Raw genomic sequence first — 17,472 nt, forward strand, 5'->3', positions numbered from 1 at the left:
GAGAATACATGAAACATCTCAGACAGATCACCTTCGGTCTTGCTCTTGCGGCCTCGACCGCCGGTTTCGGCTCTACAGCCAGTGCGGCCAATATCTGCTTTGCGTTCCAGGATCTGGAAACGGAGTTCTGGGTGGCAAGTCACAAGGCCATCGTTGAGACCCTCACTGAGATGGGCCACAGCGTCATCGAGCGCAATGCAAACGAAGATGTCAACCGACAGCTGGAGCAGGTACGTGACTGTGTTGCTCAAGGCGTCGACGGCATCATCCTCATTCCGCAGGACGGTGAGAGTGCTGTGACCATCGTCAAGGAGGCGGCGTCGAATGACGTGCCCATCGTCGTATTCAATCGGCCGCCAGCCAACAATGACAATGGCGTAATCGTTGTCGCCGACAATGCTGCCATTGCCGAAACGGCTGCAGCCTTTGTGCTGGAGCAGGCAATTGCTGCAGCGCCGGCGGATGCAAAGCTTCATGCAGTGGTGATCGTCGGTGACCTGGGCGATACCAACGCCATCCAGCGCAAGAAGGGCTTTGAGGCAGCAGTTGCCAAATTCCCGGACCGGTTTGATGTAACGGAAGTCGCCTCCGACTGGGACGCGGCGACTGCCCTTGCCAATCTGGAGGCCGCGGTCACGGCCAAGCCGAAGATCGACGCAATGTTCACCTCGTCTGATTTCCTTTTCCCCACCATCCGATCGGTACTGGAGCCGCGCGGCATGTGGAAGAAGACTGGCGAAGAAGGCCATATCCCGCTTGCCGGTCTGGATGGTGATGCCACGGCCTGCAAGCTCATCAAGGAAGGCTATGTCGACGCAACCGGGGTCCAGGATCTTTATTTCGAAGCCGAGGCTTCGGTGAATGCCATCGTTAAAGCGATTGAGGCCGGCGAGACAGATCCGAACGAAGTGATCGCCGACCCGGGCTTTGCCTTGACGTCTGCCAATCTCGCTGAACGCGAGATGGATATGTGGGGCTGCAAGTTGCTTGCAGAAGGCTTCCTCGACAATTGATCTGCTGACAAACGACATGGGACCCAGCTGGCGATGCCCGGCCGGGTCCGATGGCGAAAAGGTACACTATGTCTTCATCACCGGTGCCGAGAAGAGAACTGAAGGACAAGGCGGTTGACCTGCTGCTCTCCGACCAGTTCGTTCTGTATCTCTCTGTTTTCTACGTGCTGCTCTTGGCGCCATTTTTGCCGATGCTGGTCACACCGGCGAATTTGGTGAATGTCCTGTCCAATATGTGGCCGCTGCTCATCGTTGCGATTGGCCAGACCTTTGTGCTTGCGATCGGAGGTATTGATCTCAGCCAAGGGGCAGCCATCGCGTTGACATCGGTCCTTGGCGCGGTGCTGATCACGGGAGCTGCAGATCCGGCAACCTTTGCCAACACGCCCATCTGGGGGTGGCTGCTCACAGACGCCGGAGGGCCGCTCGCAGGAGTGGACCACGGCGTGGTCCTGGCAATCGCCGCCATGCTCGTCGCTGCCGTGATCATCGGCCTTATCAATGGCATGGCGGTTGCCATGTTTGCGATGCCGGCCTTCATCGTGACGCTGGTCGCGATGATGATCTTCTCGGCCTTTGCACTCTGGCTCACGCAATCGGGTAATGTGGCAAACCTGCCTGACGATTTCATTCGTCTGGGCCGTGGCGATATCGTCTCTGTCTATTTCGGTGCCAAGGAAGAGGCCAAGATAGCCCGACGCGCCATCTATTCTCTTGTCACCTATCCCATGGTCATCGCCCTGTGCGTCGCACTGGCGGCGCACGTACTCCTTAATCGGACGGTGTTTGGCAGCCAGGTGCTGGCCATCGGGATGAACCGCAAGGCTGCCGAAATTTCCGGTGTGCGCGTCAGGCGCATCATCATTGCTGTGTTCGTAATCTCGGCGGTTTGCGCGATGATCGGCGGGCTGTTGTTTGCCGCCCGCCTTGAAGCCGGGCGACCGACGCTAGGTGGCGGCACCTTCCTTCTGGATGTCATTGGCGCTGCCGTGATTGGCGGAACAAGCCTGTTCGGTGGCAAGGCAAAGGTCATCTGGACCTTCTTTGGCGTCATGTTCTACGTCATCATGGCAAGTTCGCTCTCGGCGATGAACCTTTCGGCCTTCCAGATCGACATGGTCAAAGGCGGTATCATCCTATGTGCGGCCTTGCTCGATGTTTTGCGCACACGGCTGAAGCGGGAGCGGGTACGATGACGGACCTTCTGTCTCTCCAAGGCCTGTCAAAATCCTGGTTCGGGATCCCGGCCAACCGCGATGTCAGCTTTAGTGTCCGCGAAGGCTCAGTGCTCGGCATCATCGGCCAGAACGGCGCGGGCAAATCGACGCTTATGAACATGATCGGGGGTGTCGTAAAACCGACCTCAGGTCATATGATGTGGCGCGGTCTGCCCTATGAACCGGCAGGAGCCGCTGACGCAACGCGCATCGGCATTGCCTTCATTCACCAGGAGCTCAACCTCTTCACCAATCTTTCGGTGGCGGAAAACCTCTACATTGATGGCTTTCCGAGGCGTATGGGCCTCATTGACTGGAAGCGGATCAACGAGCGAAGTCGGCAAGTCCTCTCTCGCCTCTCTTTGGATTTCGACCCTTCTGTCGAAGTTGGCCGACTGTCACCGGGCGAGCGACAACTGGTGGAGATCGCCCGGGCGCTTCACAACGAGGCGAGCCTCCTGATCTTTGATGAACCCACGACGTCGCTGACGCCGCGTGAAAGCGAGAGGCTGTTTGCGACGATCGAGGCTCTGAAAGGCCAAGGCTGCACGATCATCTACATCTCGCACATATTGTCGGATGTACAGCGGCTTTGTGATGACATCGTCGTGTTGCGCGACGGCGAAGTCGTCTCAAGGGGAACGATTGCCGAGTTTCCGATCCCGCTGATGATCCGGAGTATGATTGGTCGCGACATGGGCGGGATGTTCCCGCCGCGCAGCAATCAGCCGCAAGGGGCAACAGTGTTGGAGGCGCGTGGACTCACTCAGCCAGGCGTAATCGAGGATGTCGACCTTGCCGTGCATGAAGGGGAAATCGTCGGTCTCTTTGGACTGATGGGTGCTGGTCGATCAGAGCTGGCGCGGATTCTCTTTGGTCTCGACAAATGCGCAAAAGGCACAATCAGCCTCAAGGGGCGACCGCTGGAGGGGCCGGTTCGAGCCCGCATCGAGGCCGGAATGGCGTTTGTGACCGAGAATCGGCGTGAAGAAGGGCTCATGATGGATTCAAGCGTTGCCGATAACTTGACTCTTGCCTCACTGGCCGCTTTTGGCCGAGGACCTTTTGCACTGATCGACCGCGATCGCGTTGCGGAGCGAACTGAACGAATGCGCGAAGAGCTCAACATCAAGGCCAACGACATCCACAGCCAGCCCGCCAAGGCTCTTTCCGGTGGCAATCAGCAAAAGGTCGTGATCGGCAAGTGGCAACTGCGCGATCCCGATCTATTCATCCTCGATGAGCCCACACGGGGTGTTGATGTTGGCGCCAAATACGAAATCTACAGCCTGATCGATGAGATCGCCGCTCGCGGGGGCGGCATAATGATGATTTCCTCGGAGCTTGAGGAATTGATGGGAATGGCCGATCGGATTGTCGTGATGAACCGCGGAGAAATCAAAGGACAGGTTCTGCGCCAGGATTTCGATCGCGAGCGCATCCTCGCACTGGCATTTGGGGAGATCGCAGAATGAAGCGGATCATGAAAGGACTGGTCGGCTTCACGCTCAGCCATTCGACGGCGGTTTTCTTTGTGTTGATCCTTTTGTGGTTTGGAGTTCAGGCCCCACAATTCCTGCAGCCTGAGAGCCTGGCCAACATCATCAAGCAATCATCCTTCATCGGCATCGCGGCACTTGGCATGACGGTCGTATTGATCACGGGAGGCATCGATCTTTCGGTCGGGTCTGTGATGTTCCTCGCACCGCTGATCGCCGGCATGGCGATGCGATCCTTCGGGCTGCCGGTTGAGGCTGGTTTCGTCGTGGCCATGGTCGTCGGCGCGGGGCTTGGCGGTCTCAATGCCTTCTTCATTGTCGTGCTTCGAGTCGTACCCTTCATCGTCACCCTTGCGAGCCTCTTTGTCTTTCGAGGATTCGGGACCTGGCTCACCAGTTCGACCCAGTTCGATTTTCCTGAGCGCATGCGGACGTTCGGATTGTCGAACGTGTTGGGGATCCCCACGCCTATCCTCGTCTTCGTCGTCACCGCTGTGATCATTCACATCGTGTTGCGTCACACTGGCGCCGGCCGTCAGATTTACGCCTTTGGCAATGATCGAGAAGCGGCGCGCAAGGCTGGTTTGGCGGTCGGGCGGATTGAAGCCAGGGCCTACATGATTTCCGCGGTTTGCGCTGCGATCTCAGGCTTTGTGATGATCTCGCAGATCGGCCGCCTCGATGTGGGGTTTGGGCAGGGCCGTGAGTTCGATGTCATTGCAGCAGCGGTTTTGGGTGGAGCGAGCCTTTTCGGGGGTGTCGGCACTGCGCTCGGTGCTGTTGCTGGGGCAACGCTGATCCAGACCGCCAAACTCGGCCTCGTCTTCACCGGGGTCAACCTTTACATGCAGCCGATTATACTGGGAACGGTGATTTTCGCAGCCATGGTCGCCGACGGAATACGGGGCCGGCGGCTGCGCGACAAACTCGCGCGGACAATTCGCCCCCTTAGATCGTCATGAGGTGAACCTGACATGGAACACATCGAACCGCCGTAGCGGCACGTCAGCCAAGAACAGAAGTAATACCGGGTCAACTGCCTCCTGCCAGCGCAACAGCGCTTTGGCAGTCAAGGCCCTGCGTCTGCATGAGCATCAAGCGTTACCGAAAAGATCGCAACGGGAAAGGAAAACCAATGACCAATATCGCCCTGCTTGGAGCTGGCGGGAAGATGGGCGTGCGCCTGTCAAAGAACCTGAAGCCGTCCCGCTTTACAGTTTCGCACGTCGAAATTTCCGACGAGGGACGTCAAAGGCTGCGCGAAGAAGTCGGTGTTGAAACTGTGGATCAAGTCGCCGCCTTGGCGAATGCCAATGTCGTCATTCTCGCCGTGCCGGATCGACTCATCGGGAAAATCTCCCATGCGATCATCGATCATCTCAAGCCCGGTGCTGCGATTATTGTGCTCGATGCGGCTGCCCCTTATGCTGGTGAGATGCCGGAACGCGCAGATGTGACATACTTCTGCACCCATCCATGCCATCCGGCATTATTCGATTTCACACCTGACGTAGATGCCCAGAAGGACTTCTTTGGTGGCATCAGCGGCCCCCAAGGAATCGTATGCGCTTTGATTCAAGGACCCGAGGAGCACTATCAGTTGTGTGAGGAGATCGCCCGCACGATATATGCGCCTGTTACTCGGGCGTATCGCTGCTCGCTGGAGAGCATTGCCATCCTCGAACCGGCCCTATCAGAGACAGTGGGCGCAACGTTGGCGCTTGCCCTTCGCGATGCGACTGATCGGGCCGTTTCAATGGGTGTTCCTGCTGATGCGGCACGTGACTTCATGCTGGGCCACCTGAAGATCGAACTCGGGATAGCCTTCGAAGCCTTTCCGGAGGGAAAATTCTCAGACGGGGCTCTTCACGCCATCCGCCAGGCTCGCCCGCTGATTTTCAGGGATGACTGGCTTGATCGTATCTTTTCATTAGCGGCGGTCAAGCAGTCGGTGAGGGATATCTGCAATCCGCAGTGAAAGCGCTCCAAGGATTGACGTTCGCCCACTGCAGACCGTCGATCCTGGATATCACGGGTCAGCCAGAAACGGTCAGCCGCCGAGGATGAAAAGTCGGCGGCTGGGACGTCTGTCCCTGACAACCCTTCCCGGTGCACCCGATGCTGGGACGCAACCTTATCTCTCCAATGGAGTGACTATGGCGCCAACACCTGTCTAATAGGTGGCGCGGCCTCCTGAAAGATCGAAGACAGAGGCTGTCGTGAAACTGTTTTCGGCTGAGACAAGCCAAGCCACCATGTTGGCGGCCTCGTCGACCTCCAGGAAACGGCCTCTCGGGATCCGGCTTAACATATAGTCAATAAATTCCGGCTTCAGTTCATTGAGAATTCTTGTCTTTGCCGTTGCCGGTGTGATCGCGTTAATGGCGATATCAAATCCGGCACATTCCTTGCCGACGGCTTTGGTCATCGCGATCACGCCACCCTTGGCCGCGGCATAGGCCGCCGCATTGGGATTACCTTCCTTTCCGGCAATCGACGCGATGTTGACGATACGGCCGTAATTGCGCTTCTTCATGCCCGGTATCACGGCCCGATTGACGTAGAACGTCCCGTTAAGGTCAATGTCGATTACTCGTTTCCATTCATCGATCTCATAGACATCGAGGGGAGCATTCTTGCCGGCGATACCGGCGGAGTGCACGAGGATATCGAGACTGCCGAGACCGGCCTCCACATGTTCTGCCGCGGCAGCGACGGCAGCATGATCGCTGATGTCCACCACGACGGACGAAGCTTTCTCACCGAGTTCGCGGACCGCCGCCTTCAGCAGGTCTTCGTTCATGTCCCAGAGACTGACTGAGGCGCCAGAGGCGATAAGACGCCGCGCGACTGCGAAGCCGATTCCTTGAGCGCCGCCTGTCACGACAGCTATTTTGCCGATCAGATCAATCTGGTTCATTTGGGGCTCCATTGGGTTGGCGGTTGAGAAGGTCATGCATGTTGCGGCCGAGCACCGCCGATAGATCCTCGCCCCGAAACGGACCGTGACGCGTCAGGAGCGACAGGGTCTGGGGATAGGTCATGTGTTTGGTTGAGACCGGCCAGTCGGACCCCCAGAGCATCCGGTGGGGGCCGAAGGCTTGCGCAAAACAATCTGGGATCCAGCGCAAGGGGGAATAGGGGTATTCATGGTCGCTCGCAGCGATATTCCCCATACCGGAATATTTAACGTAGATGTTGGAGCAGGCGGCGGCTGCAATCACGGCTTCACTGTCGCCAGGGCCCGTGCGGCTTCGGGGCCCCATAAAGGCGAAATGGTGCAGCAGGATCGGGATCTCCGGCATCCTGTTGGCCAGCTGGATGACTGCTTCGATCTGATGCGGCATTACAGACAGGCTGGCAATCAGGCCTTGATCACGGGTCAGCCTGAAAAAGTCCATCATGTCCGGACCCACCAGACGGCTGCCATCTTCGTCTTCGGCGAGATAGAGGCTGAAGCCGCGAAACAGAAAGCGCGACAGTGCCGCCTCCAGGCGCGCGGCCGCCCCCGGTTGCCCGACAGCTGAAGACCACCAGCACTCCAGGTCGGGAAAGACGACGAACCGGCCAGGGTAGTCCGCAGCTGCCTTGAAGGCATAGTCGGTATTATCGCTATTGTCTCCGATTGCCGCAGCGATCAGCACGGCCTGTTTTACGCCTAACCGGTCCAATTCATGGATCAGGTTGGCAGCACTGGCACGGCTTGTCGCATCTGGAACCGCAGGCTGATAGGGCCAGCGGCGCCAGGCATGGCAATGGGCGTCGATCCTCATGCGGCCAGCGCTTTTTGCAAAGAGACAACTCTTTGGATCTCGGCGGCCGTCACGGGTGCTTGCCCGGGTCTTGCCACCGACGCAATGGCGCGATCCGGCTCGGTCGCATAAAGGGCGAGTTTGGTTTTACCCGCCAGGAAGGCCTCGGGCGGCGCAATGTCGTCATCAAGGTTCCAAGCGACATCCGGATCTGGAGACGGGACGGCATCGATCAGCGCCCTCGTATAGGCATGGCGCGGGTCATGCACGACCTTTTCGGCCGCGCCGACCTCCATGATCTGACCGCCATGCAGGACGACAATCGTGTCTGCGACCTGATATGCTGTCGTCAGATCATGCGTCACGTAGATGAGCGATATTCCAAGATCCCGCCGGAGCTCATAGAGGATGTCGAGAATGGTTGCGCGCAAGGAGGCGTCGACCATGGAGACCGGTTCATCAGCCAAGATGACGGTTGGATCGAGCAGCAAGGCCCGGGCAATCATGATGCGCTGCCGCTGACCTCCCGAAAGCTGGTGAGGGTATTTCCCAAGCGTGTTTTCGGGAACGAGGCCGACGCTTCTCAGCGTTGTCTCGATACGCGCATAGGCCTCATCCCTCGATGCTGCGAGGCCGAAGCTGCGCAGGGGTGTCACCAGCGGATGGTCGATCTTGTAGAAGGGATTGAAGGCGTCAAAAGGATCCTGAAAGATGGCCTGAACTTGGCGCCGGAACTTGCGCGCGCCATCACGCGTCAAGCCGGCTATGTTGTCTCCGTCGTACAGGACTTCGCCGAGCGTCGGGTTCCGGAAGCCAAGCAAGAGGCGGATCAGCGTGCTCTTGCCGCTGCCGCTTTCGCCCACCACCGCCGTGATTGAGGGTGTCTTGCCTCCAATCGACAAGGAAATGTCGTGCAAGGCCGTCTTGGCGCTTGCTCGCCCCGCATGAAAGACGACGCTTGCCGCCCTAACTTCCAGAAGTCCCATTAACTTGACCTCCTATCGGCCGCAGCGGCACGAGTTCGCCGTTCAAAGGTGGGAAGGGAGTTGATCAGCATCTTGGTATAGTCGTGTTGCGGATTGGCGAAGACCTCCTTGACCGGTCCCATCTCGACGAGCTTTCCGCGATACATGACCCCCAGCTTCGAGACGAAATGGGCCATCAGCGCCATGTCATGGCCGATCAGGATGACGGCGGCTCCGAGCTCCTTCTGCACCCGCCCGAGCGTCGCCAGGACCTGCTTTTGCACCATCACGTCAAGGGCGCTGGTCGGTTCGTCGGCGAGGATGACGCTTGGCTTTAGCGCGATCGACATGGCGATGCAGACGCGTTGTTTCATCCCACCGGACAGTTCGTGGGGGAAGCGATGGCGCACGGCAGCAGGCAGGCCGACGCGCTGCAGGAGGTCCTCGATGATGGAAACCCTGTCCTTGGGCGGATGGATGACGCCGTGGTCCTCAAAGATATCGTTGATCTGGCGGCCGATCCGCAGCACCGGGTTCAGCGAACTCATGGCGCCCTGCGGCACCAGTGACATCTCGGCAAACCGCAAACGGCGATAGCTTGCGTCCGGCACCTGCGCCAGGTCACGTCCGTTCAACAGCATCTGCCCCTTCGACACGACGCCGCCGCGCAGCATGCGCATGAGTGCAAGAATGGTGGTCGATTTGCCCGAGCCTGACTCGCCCACCAGCCCGAACCGCTCTCCTGCGCCGATGTCAAAGCTGACGTCGTCGACGGCAACAAAGCGACCGGCAGGGGTCGGGTATTCTATGGTGAGATTGCGGATATCGAGGAGAGGATCGCTCATGCGTGGCCTCCCAGACGCTTGTTGACGAAGGAGTCCAGTCCCATTGCGGTCAGCATGAGGCCGACGAAGATGATGGAGATCACGACGATTGGCGGACCCCACCACCACCACATGCCGCGCAGGATGGCGCCGTAGAACTGGGCCCAATAGATGGTCGTTCCAAGGGTGAGCTGGTTTTGCGGACCAAGACCAAGTGCCTCCAGTCCGATCGTGGCCAGCATGGCTCCCGATACGGTGACAACGAAGCTTGCCGCGATAAAGGGCAGGAGATTGGGAAGGACCTCGACGAACACGAGTTTCAGGCCACTGCTGCCATTGAGCCGCGCCACTTGGACATAGCCCCTCTCGCGCAAGGACAGGGTTTGCGCACGGATGGTGCGCGTTGCCACCATCCAGGACAGGGAGGCGACGATGACCGCCATCAATCCCACCGTCATTTCGCGCACATTGGCGGCAACCAGGACGAGGATGGCAATCCCTGGAATCGTCATCATGACGTCGGTCAGCACGCGGATGATGGTGTCGACCACCCCCCCGACAAAGCCTGAGATCAGTCCGAGGGCCACTCCCAGGGTCAGGCTGATCAAGCCGGCGACTACCCCGATCGTCAGCGTGTTGGGCATGGCATGGATCAGCACGGTCACCATGTCGCGACCTTGTCCGTCTGTACCAAGCCAATGATCGGGAGAGGGGGGTTGGCGGGCAATCGTGGCGCCGACGCGCGCGGCTGTAGGATCGACGAGCAAAGGACCGATGATTGCGATGAGACAGATGAGGGCCAAAATTCCAAGACCGAAGGCGAGCGGTCGGTTTCGCAAAAGCTGTCGCGGCTGGACGAAAATGGCGGCCATGGTCACGCCTCCTCCGCAGCAATACGCGGGTCGATCAAAGGATAGATGAGGTCAAGGATGAACATCGCCACGGCGATCGAGATCGAAAGAACCAGGACGATGCCCTGGATGACGAAGTAGTCATTCGACTGGATGGCCTGATAGAGGCGAAAGCCAATCCCCGGATAGGAGAAGATTACCTCAACTAGGATGGCGCCCGATACGATGTGGCCCATTGCCAGGGCAAGCTTTGTCAGCTGTGGCAATAACGCGTTGCGCATTGCGTACCAAAAAAAGATGCGGCGTGGCTTCAGCCCTTTGGCGTCAGCCAGCGAGATGTAGTCCTCGCCTAAAACACTCACCATCATGCCGCGCATGCCAAGCGCCCAGGCGCCGATCTCGGCCAGGATGATGGAGGCGGCGGGCAGCGCCGCATGCATGGCAATGGCCGATATGGTCTCCCAGTTGAAGCCGGTCTGGATGCCGAAGGGCAATCCTCCGCCCGCGGGGAAGATGCGCCAGACGATGGCGAAGACGTAAAGCAGCACCATCCCGATGAGGAAATAGGGAACAGAGGACAATAGAACCACCGACGACCCGAAGGGCTGCAGCCAACGCGGCACGCGCGGCCAGCCCATCAGACCACCAAGCAGCGTGCCAAGCGTAAAACTGACGAGTGTCGCAAAGCCCAAAAGGCCAAGCGTCCAAGGCAGGCCGGCCAGGATGGCATCAACGACACGCTCGGGATAGGCCGCAAGGGATACACCCAGATCAAGGCGAAGCGTGGCACCCCAATAGGACAGGTATTGTTCCCACAATGGCCGATCCAGACCAAAACGGCTTCTGTAGGACTCCACCATTGCCGAGATGTCGCCACCCCCGCTACCGGTCGCCAGCAATTGGTTGAGCTGGGCCTCGACGGGATCTCCGGGCATCAGGCGGGGCAGCAGGAAGTTAATCGAGACAGCTAGGATGATGACCAGAAGCATGAGGCCGAAGCGGCGAGTGACGTAGCGGAAATACATGGCGAGCCCTCAGATCAGCATGTCTTGCAAAACCGCCTCGGTCAGACCCAGTCCAAAGCCGGGTTCGGCATTGGGTATGAGTAGGCCTTGGTCGGGCACGGCCATGCCAGGAAATATCAAGGCGTCCTTCAGCGGCACGCCCGGAGCCGAGCCGAGGAAGAATTCCCCCCAGCGCATGTTGGCGCTCGCATAGGTGAGATGCTGCCCATAGGGTGTGTTCATCCCGGCATGCAGGATCACCTCGATCCCGGCCGCTTCGGCAATGTGATTGATGCGCATTGACCCGGTCAACCCGCCAGCCCAGCAGATGTCGGGTTGGAAAATATCGGCCAACTGACGGCTGGCGGCAGTCAGAAAGCTTGAGGGCGTGTACCAGTGTTCACCAGTTGCAAGGCTCATCCACGGCAGTCGGTTGCGAAGTCCGGCATGGGCTTCCAACTGATCGGGCAGCAGACAGTCTTCGATCCAGCGCAATCCATAGGGGCGAAGACGCTCTGCAAGGCGAACGGCATATTCCAGGTCGAAGGCGAGCCAGCAGTCAAGCATCAGCTCCACCGTCGGGCCGATCATCTCGCGTGTTCGATGAACGAGCTCCTCATTGGCCGTCAGTCCTGCCAGCCCGTCAAAGCTGCCATAGGGGCATGCAAGCTTCGTTGCCTGAAACCCGAGCTCCATGTGCCAGTCGGTGTCGTTTCCTGTGGCATAGCAGAAGATGCTGTCATGGACGGGCCCGCCGATCAGCTCATAAACGGGTCTGTCGAGAACCTTGCCCTTCAGGTCCCACAGCGCAAGGTCGACCGCGCTGATGGCATAGGCGGCGATCCCTGAGGATCCATAGGGGGAGGAGGCCCGCATCATCATGTCCCAGGCCCGATCGGTGGCAAGTGCCTCCTGACCTTCCAGCAAGGGGGAAAAATGATCATTGATCAGACTGATGACGGCGCGCCCATGGCGGCTGACGCCAAAGCCGGTCGTACCGTCTTCGGCCGTGACCAGGCATCCGACTGCGCCATCGAGCCGCCAGCTCGACCTGCTGGCCTTAAACTGTGAGTAGCCGGACATCGGGCCCGCCACCCGCGCCTGGCGGGTCCATGGATCTCGCCGCGGCTGTGCGCCCGAAGGCGTCTTTTCCCTGTAAAGCGCACCGACCATCTCGCTGCGGATGGCAAAGGCTCTGATCTGCTTGATTTTCACCGCGTTCACTCTAGTCATAAAGCTCGTGGAAAGCGGGCCTTTGGCAAGACCCGCTCGCCAGGGGTTACTGGGTGGGCTGAAGACGGTGGATCACCAATGCAAAACCTTCCCACGGCAGGGGTTGGGCGACATAGGGATTGTCAAAGGAGGGATAGCCCGTCCAGTAGGTCGTATTGAACGGTTGCGTCTGAATTTCCTCAAACAGCGGGATTTCCGGCAAGTCGCGGACAAAGATAGCGGTCGCCTGCTCAACGAGCTCTGTGTATTCGGGATTATCCGGCGAGGGTTGGGACGCTTCCATCTTGTCGAGCAAAGCGTCGAGGTCGGGATTGCCGTAGCGCGTGACGGCGCGCAGATTGTTCGCCGCCTGCCCTTCTGGCGCTGCGTATTTGGAATGGAAGTGCTCCAGGGTTTGCCAGGGATCATAGAGGCTGCCGCAATGGGGATAGACGCTTAATCCGAAATTGCCGGTCGACAGCGCTTCCGTCTGGGCGGTCACCTGCTGGACATTGACGATGGCGTCGAAGCCTGCCGATTTCAGTTGCTGGACGAGAACCGGGCCGACGGGGTCGCCCTGTCCGACTTGAACAGCGATCTGCAGCGGGCTTCCATCCGGCTGCACCCATGTGCCGGCGCTCTTCGTGAAGCCGGCGCCCTGAAGCAGTTGTTCGACCTTGGAAAGATCGTGTTGATCCAGGGTGCTGACATCGAGGCTCTTTTCAAGCTGATCGACATAGTCGAGCATTCCACGATAGGACGAAAACGGCAAGATTGCCTTTTTGACGGAGCCCTCATAAGCGAGGTTGACGATCTGGTCGCGGTCAATTGCGGCATTGATCGCCTGACGCAGGGCGACATTATCGAAAGGCTGGCGCTGCGTATTAAAACGGATGCCGACGACGCAGCCATTCGGGGCGCCCCAGACAGGTCCCTCATTGTTCCAGGCTGTCAGGTTTGGGTTCTGGAAGCGGATCGCTTCGAACACACCTGATTGAATGTTGCGACCGATATCTATCTGGTTGGTGGCGTAAAGCTGGGGCATGGCTTCGGCGGTCGCGGGGACATAGATGACCCGCTCCACCTTCGGCATTGCCTCAACAAGCCCAGCATCTTGTGCCCACCATTCATCACGCCGATCGAGAAACAGTGAGCTGGCATCCGATTTGACAAGCTTGAACGGTCCAGTGCCGACCGGCCAGCCCTTGGCGAGATCGAAATTATTGAAGGTCTTGGGATCTTTCCCCTCCCAGATGTGCTGGGGGACGACCACGAAGCGTGTTGACTGGCCCGTTGCCAGAAAATCGGCAGCCCATCTGGGACCTGGTTTCGTCAAGGACACTTTGACGGTCAAGGGATCGATGACGTCGACCGAGGCGACCCATTCGTCGATCGCGCTCGAAAACAGCAGATCCGGTGCTGCGGCCTTCAGCATGGAGAAGGTGAAGGCGACATCCTCGGCATCCAGGGCCTCACCGTCACTCCAGCGTACGCCTTCGCGCAGCTTGATGGTCACTTGTGTATAGTCGTCGTTGTAGCTGTAGCTTTCACCGATCCAGGGGATCAGCTCATTAGTGAAGTGATTGGTGTAAAACAGCGCTTCATTGACGGTGTAATGCAGGCTGTTGCGCTGGTGGAGCAAAACCCCTGCATAGGGATTGAAATTCTCTGTCGACGGGACCGCATTATAGTAATCCCAACCCTGGCTGATTAAGGTGCGATTGCGCGGCACATCCGGCACGGTCTGGCCATAGGCCATTGTCGTGGAGAGCAAGACGGCGGCCAAGACGGCTGCACCGGCACTCTTTGCCCCAGTTGAACGAAATTTTGGCATGCACTCCTCCCAATCGAAAGTGACAAGAGGCCTCCCCATGCCCCCTGCGCGGCCTCGCGCCGCTTCTCCGCGATCTCCATTTCCATAAAATGGAAAGCGCTGTCCATTTACGCCAACCGACTGCACGCGTCAATAGGGCAGCGGGTCTGATCGATGCTACGGCGCCGCTTTCACGTGGTTTGAAAGCGTGAACACCTTCTCCAGGACTTCCTGAACTGGGAGCTCGCCATCCATCTCAAGCACGTCGGCCATATAGGCTCGCCATCGCAAGATGGTCGGATGATCAGCCTGGCCAGTGACCGTGGAATCGATCAGGACATGGCCAAAGACGCAGCCACTGCCCTCATGGACAAAGATGTCGTAGTGCCGATAGCCGAGCTGTTCGAGCGCCTCGACCATCTCCGGCCAGATCTGCGCGTGGCGCCGCTTGTATTCTGCAATCTTGCCTTGCCGGATGCGAAGCAGGAATGCCTTGGTGGAGCCCATCGCTTCTGCCATCACAGATGAGCCCGGATGGTTTGAACCTGGCCGTCCTGCCGCGACGATTGCAGCAGTGCCGCAATGGTTGCGACGGTCTGGGCGCCGTTGATGCTGGTGGACCGGTTCGTACCGGCATTTTGCGCAAGATCGACGAGCGCATCCACCGGGCCATCGCAGCGATAGGCCCAGTCTCCATCGGAAAGGCCCAGGCGCTCAACCCTGCCGCTTGCCTGGCGAATTTCGCAAAAGTCGCGATCAAATTCTGCAGCGACGACACCGCAGCTGCCGGCGAGATAGATGCGCATCAATGCCCGGTTTCCCTGCGGCATGGCTGCAGCCCCCGAGATTGCTGCCACGGCTGAATTGGATAGGCAAAGACTGGCGGCATTGGCAAGGTCAATGCCGTCGCGGTCGAAGGTCGATCCGCTTATTTTCGTCGGCGCAAGGCCAGTGAGAAGAAACAAGAGCGACAGGGCGTGGCTGAGCTGCCCATAGGCAAACCCACCACCTTTCCCAGGATCCTGCCAGGTGCTGCGATCCGGCCTGAAGAGCGCGCTTTCCCACTGCCGCAGACCCGCCTGGCCTTGAAAGACATCGCGCGTGGCGGAGATGAAGCTGACCGCTGCATGCTCGATTGTTCCGATCGCGCCCTCGGCGATCTTGAGGGTCAACTGATCGACGTGCGGCAGATAATTGTAGCCGTGGGCGATGAGAAGATGGCGCCCATGCTCCTTCGCCAGGGCCACCAGATCCCAGGCTTCGCCCACATCCAGCGTCATCGGCTTTTCGCAAAGCACATGCGCTCCCGATATGAGCGCTGCGCGGGCATGCTGGTAGTGCAGGTGATGGGGCGAGGCGACGATGACCACATCGGGGCATCGCGAAAGAACCTCCTGGAAATCTTCAGACGAAAAGGCAAAGCCGAAATGCTCCTTCACCTTTGAAAGTTCTTCCTGGCCCAGGCGCGATACCCCATCCAGGATGACGTCACTGCGCCGCGCCAAAGCAGGGATGTGGTTTTGCGCTGCGTACCAGCCAGCACCGATAACTGAGGCTCGGATCTTCGCCATGGAGAAACTCATTTGGAAAACGCTTTCCATTCTGATAGGATCTATGGCATGGAGAAGTCAAGCAAGCTTGTTCATTCGCAGCCGGCTCCTTCAAGTCGGCCTCACAACCCTGGACGGATATGTCGCAACCAGTTTCACCCTTAAATACCCCCGTCCGTTTACAGGAGGTCGCACAAGCTGCGGGCGTGTCTGCCGTCACCGTGTCTCGCTGCATCAGCAATCCGGACCGCGTCTCGCGCAAGACGCGTGAGCACGTGCTGACGATCGCGGCCGAGCTTGGTTATATCCCCAATCGTCAAGCCTCGAGCCTGGCCTCCGCACGCACCCGGGTGATCGGGGTTGTGGTTCCGACGAGCGCCAACCCGATCCATTCCATGGTGATGCAAGGGGCCGCTGACGTGCTTGAACCGGCGGGCTACCAGATCCTGCTTGGCCACTCGCATTTTTCCGTTGAGGCTGAGTGCGAGCTCGTGCGGACATTTCTGGGGCATAGGGTGGATGGCATACTGCTGACCGGCAAGGATCATAGTCCAGACTGCGTCGATCTCCTGCGCCGTTCCGGCACGCCCGTGGTGGAGATGTTTGACTATAATCCTGAGCCGCTCGACATGAGCGTTGGCTCGTCGAATGTGGATGCCGGTGCAGCACTCGGGCGCTACCTGATAGGCAGGGGGCGTCGGCACCTGGCATTCGTCGGCCATGTCGGACTTGACGACAGTCGCATGGCCGATCGTCTCGCAGGTCTGCACCTGGCGACTGAAGAAGCCGGTCTTGATGCGCCGGTCGTCTACGACATCACGGCCACGCCGGGAACAGGGCAGGGTGGAGAGATCATCGGCACGATCATTCGCGAACATCCGCAGACGGATGCAGTCGTGTTTGCCGGTCATTATGTCGCGGTTGGAGCCATCCGCCACGCCTTTGACCTGCACCTGAATGTCCCCGGTCGCGTCGCGATTGCGGGCTTTGGAGATAGCATCGTGTCCGGCTGGATCAGGCCGGGATTGACCACGATCAGGTTTCCGGTGCGGGAAACCGGTATGGAGGCGGGCCGAATGCTCCTGGCGCGCCTGGCAGGCAAAACCCCGTCCGGGCGGGCGACGCGGCTCGGATTTGAGATCATCTCGCGTGAGAGTGCGTAGCAACTTCCGGTACCGCTGGCGCGGCGATAACGAAGGGTTCACCGGCATTTCCAATGCCCTCAACTTGTCGTGCAGTTCCCTATCCGGCGTCGCTTGCAGAAGGGCACAATTGGGCATTTTGACAGAAGTTCGCGAAGGTCTTGGCTTCCAGAACGGGCCGATACCGAATTAACTCGGCAATGTTCGTATCCGCGAACGGTCCAAGAGGAGATTGTCGCGTGGCACTTAATCGTAAGAATGCGGATGTTTGGATCTCGTTTGGCATTTAATCTGAGAACTTCGTCAAGTGCCGTTGCAAATCAGTTGCAGGTATGGGCTATCCCGAGTTGGCCTGGACGAGCTGCCAAGTTGTTGAAGAAACGAGGTATTCCAAACCTCTATTTCCGCCGCAGCGATTGCGAAATCATCAAAGTTCATCTCGACGTCGTGGCCCGCTGTTTCTCAAGTTAGATGCCATATTCCATGCGACATTCTCAGATTAACTGCCGAGTATCAAATTAGGTGCCGCGCTATCTTATTGAAAATGTTGAGGCAGATTCTTGCGGTTAACTGCCAAACGACACCCGCTGCTGCAATAGTTTGAGATGAGATCTGAGGCAAAGGGTCGTC

Annotated in this window: 16 protein-coding genes; 6 read left to right on the forward strand and 10 right to left on the reverse strand. The window is 58.7% G+C overall.

What is annotated here, in order from left to right:
- Positions 1-8 precede the first annotated feature (8 nt).
- The 5 genes from EGT36_RS28755 (at position 9) to EGT36_RS28775 (ending at position 5,707) form a co-directional block, all read left to right on the forward strand.
- On the forward strand, positions 9-1,013 hold the full coding sequence (locus EGT36_RS28755) for a sugar ABC transporter substrate-binding protein (RefSeq protein WP_125271668.1): 1,005 nt from the start codon (positions 9-11) through the stop codon (positions 1,011-1,013).
- Positions 1,014-1,081: 68 nt separating this feature from the next.
- Complete coding sequence (locus EGT36_RS28760; protein WP_172965748.1) at positions 1,082-2,209, forward strand: ABC transporter permease; 1,128 nt, start codon at positions 1,082-1,084, stop codon at positions 2,207-2,209.
- Positions 2,206-3,705 carry a sugar ABC transporter ATP-binding protein gene (locus EGT36_RS28765; protein ID WP_125271670.1) on the forward strand — a complete coding sequence of 500 codons (1,500 nt, stop codon included), beginning with the start codon at positions 2,206-2,208 and terminating at the stop codon, positions 3,703-3,705. The genes EGT36_RS28760 and EGT36_RS28765 overlap by 4 nt, the downstream gene beginning before the upstream one ends.
- On the forward strand, positions 3,702-4,691 hold the full coding sequence (locus EGT36_RS28770) for an ABC transporter permease (protein ID WP_050746598.1): 990 nt from the start codon (positions 3,702-3,704) through the stop codon (positions 4,689-4,691). The genes EGT36_RS28765 and EGT36_RS28770 overlap by 4 nt, the downstream gene beginning before the upstream one ends.
- 173 nt (positions 4,692-4,864) lie before the next feature.
- On the forward strand, positions 4,865-5,707 hold the full coding sequence (locus EGT36_RS28775; protein ID WP_050746597.1) for a phosphogluconate dehydrogenase C-terminal domain-containing protein: 843 nt from the start codon (positions 4,865-4,867) through the stop codon (positions 5,705-5,707).
- A gap of 195 nt (positions 5,708-5,902) precedes the next feature.
- Here EGT36_RS28775 and EGT36_RS28780 read toward each other — a convergent pair whose 3' ends face one another.
- The 10 genes from EGT36_RS28780 to EGT36_RS28825 form a co-directional block, all read right to left on the reverse strand.
- Entirely contained in the window at positions 5,903-6,649 is a 747-nt protein-coding gene (locus EGT36_RS28780) for an SDR family NAD(P)-dependent oxidoreductase (protein ID WP_050746596.1), read from the reverse strand.
- Positions 6,636-7,502, reverse strand: a complete 867-nt coding sequence (locus EGT36_RS28785; protein WP_050746595.1) for an amidohydrolase family protein — start codon at positions 7,500-7,502, stop codon at positions 6,636-6,638. Before EGT36_RS28785 ends, EGT36_RS28780 begins: the two co-directional genes overlap by 14 nt.
- Positions 7,499-8,467: an ABC transporter ATP-binding protein gene (locus EGT36_RS28790; protein WP_082342823.1), complete on the reverse strand. Its 969-nt coding sequence runs from the start codon at positions 8,465-8,467 to the stop codon at positions 7,499-7,501. The genes EGT36_RS28785 and EGT36_RS28790 overlap by 4 nt, the downstream gene beginning before the upstream one ends.
- Positions 8,467-9,291, reverse strand: coding sequence for an ABC transporter ATP-binding protein (locus tag EGT36_RS28795; protein ID WP_050746594.1), 825 nt, complete (start codon positions 9,289-9,291; stop codon positions 8,467-8,469). The genes EGT36_RS28790 and EGT36_RS28795 overlap by 1 nt, the downstream gene beginning before the upstream one ends.
- Positions 9,288-10,142 carry an ABC transporter permease gene (locus EGT36_RS28800; protein ID WP_050746593.1) on the reverse strand — a complete coding sequence of 285 codons (855 nt, stop codon included), beginning with the start codon at positions 10,140-10,142 and terminating at the stop codon, positions 9,288-9,290. Before EGT36_RS28800 ends, EGT36_RS28795 begins: the two co-directional genes overlap by 4 nt.
- A gap of 2 nt (positions 10,143-10,144) precedes the next feature.
- Positions 10,145-11,146, reverse strand: coding sequence for an ABC transporter permease (locus EGT36_RS28805; RefSeq protein ID WP_050746592.1), 1,002 nt, complete (start codon positions 11,144-11,146; stop codon positions 10,145-10,147).
- A 9-nt stretch (positions 11,147-11,155) separates the two neighbouring features.
- Entirely contained in the window at positions 11,156-12,349 is a 1,194-nt protein-coding gene (locus EGT36_RS28810) for an enolase C-terminal domain-like protein (RefSeq protein ID WP_077548952.1), read from the reverse strand.
- A gap of 55 nt (positions 12,350-12,404) precedes the next feature.
- Positions 12,405-14,171, reverse strand: a complete 1,767-nt coding sequence (locus tag EGT36_RS28815) for an ABC transporter substrate-binding protein (RefSeq protein ID WP_172965749.1) — start codon at positions 14,169-14,171, stop codon at positions 12,405-12,407.
- Between the two features lie 156 nt (positions 14,172-14,327).
- Positions 14,328-14,669: an L-rhamnose mutarotase gene (locus EGT36_RS28820; RefSeq protein WP_082342817.1), complete on the reverse strand. Its 342-nt coding sequence runs from the start codon at positions 14,667-14,669 to the stop codon at positions 14,328-14,330.
- A complete protein-coding gene (locus EGT36_RS28825) occupies positions 14,669-15,721 on the reverse strand; it encodes a Gfo/Idh/MocA family protein (RefSeq protein WP_172965750.1) in 1,053 nt (350 codons plus the stop codon). The genes EGT36_RS28820 and EGT36_RS28825 overlap by 1 nt, the downstream gene beginning before the upstream one ends.
- A 119-nt stretch (positions 15,722-15,840) precedes the next feature.
- On the opposite strand from EGT36_RS28825, the gene EGT36_RS28830 reads away from it, so the two are divergent.
- Complete coding sequence (locus EGT36_RS28830) at positions 15,841-16,863, forward strand: LacI family DNA-binding transcriptional regulator (RefSeq protein WP_082342813.1); 1,023 nt, start codon at positions 15,841-15,843, stop codon at positions 16,861-16,863.
- Positions 16,864-17,472 lie beyond the last annotated feature (609 nt).

It is taken from the genome of Agrobacterium sp. FDAARGOS_525 (assembly GCF_003938925.1).
Taxonomy (GTDB): domain Bacteria; phylum Pseudomonadota; class Alphaproteobacteria; order Rhizobiales; family Rhizobiaceae; genus Agrobacterium; species Agrobacterium pusense.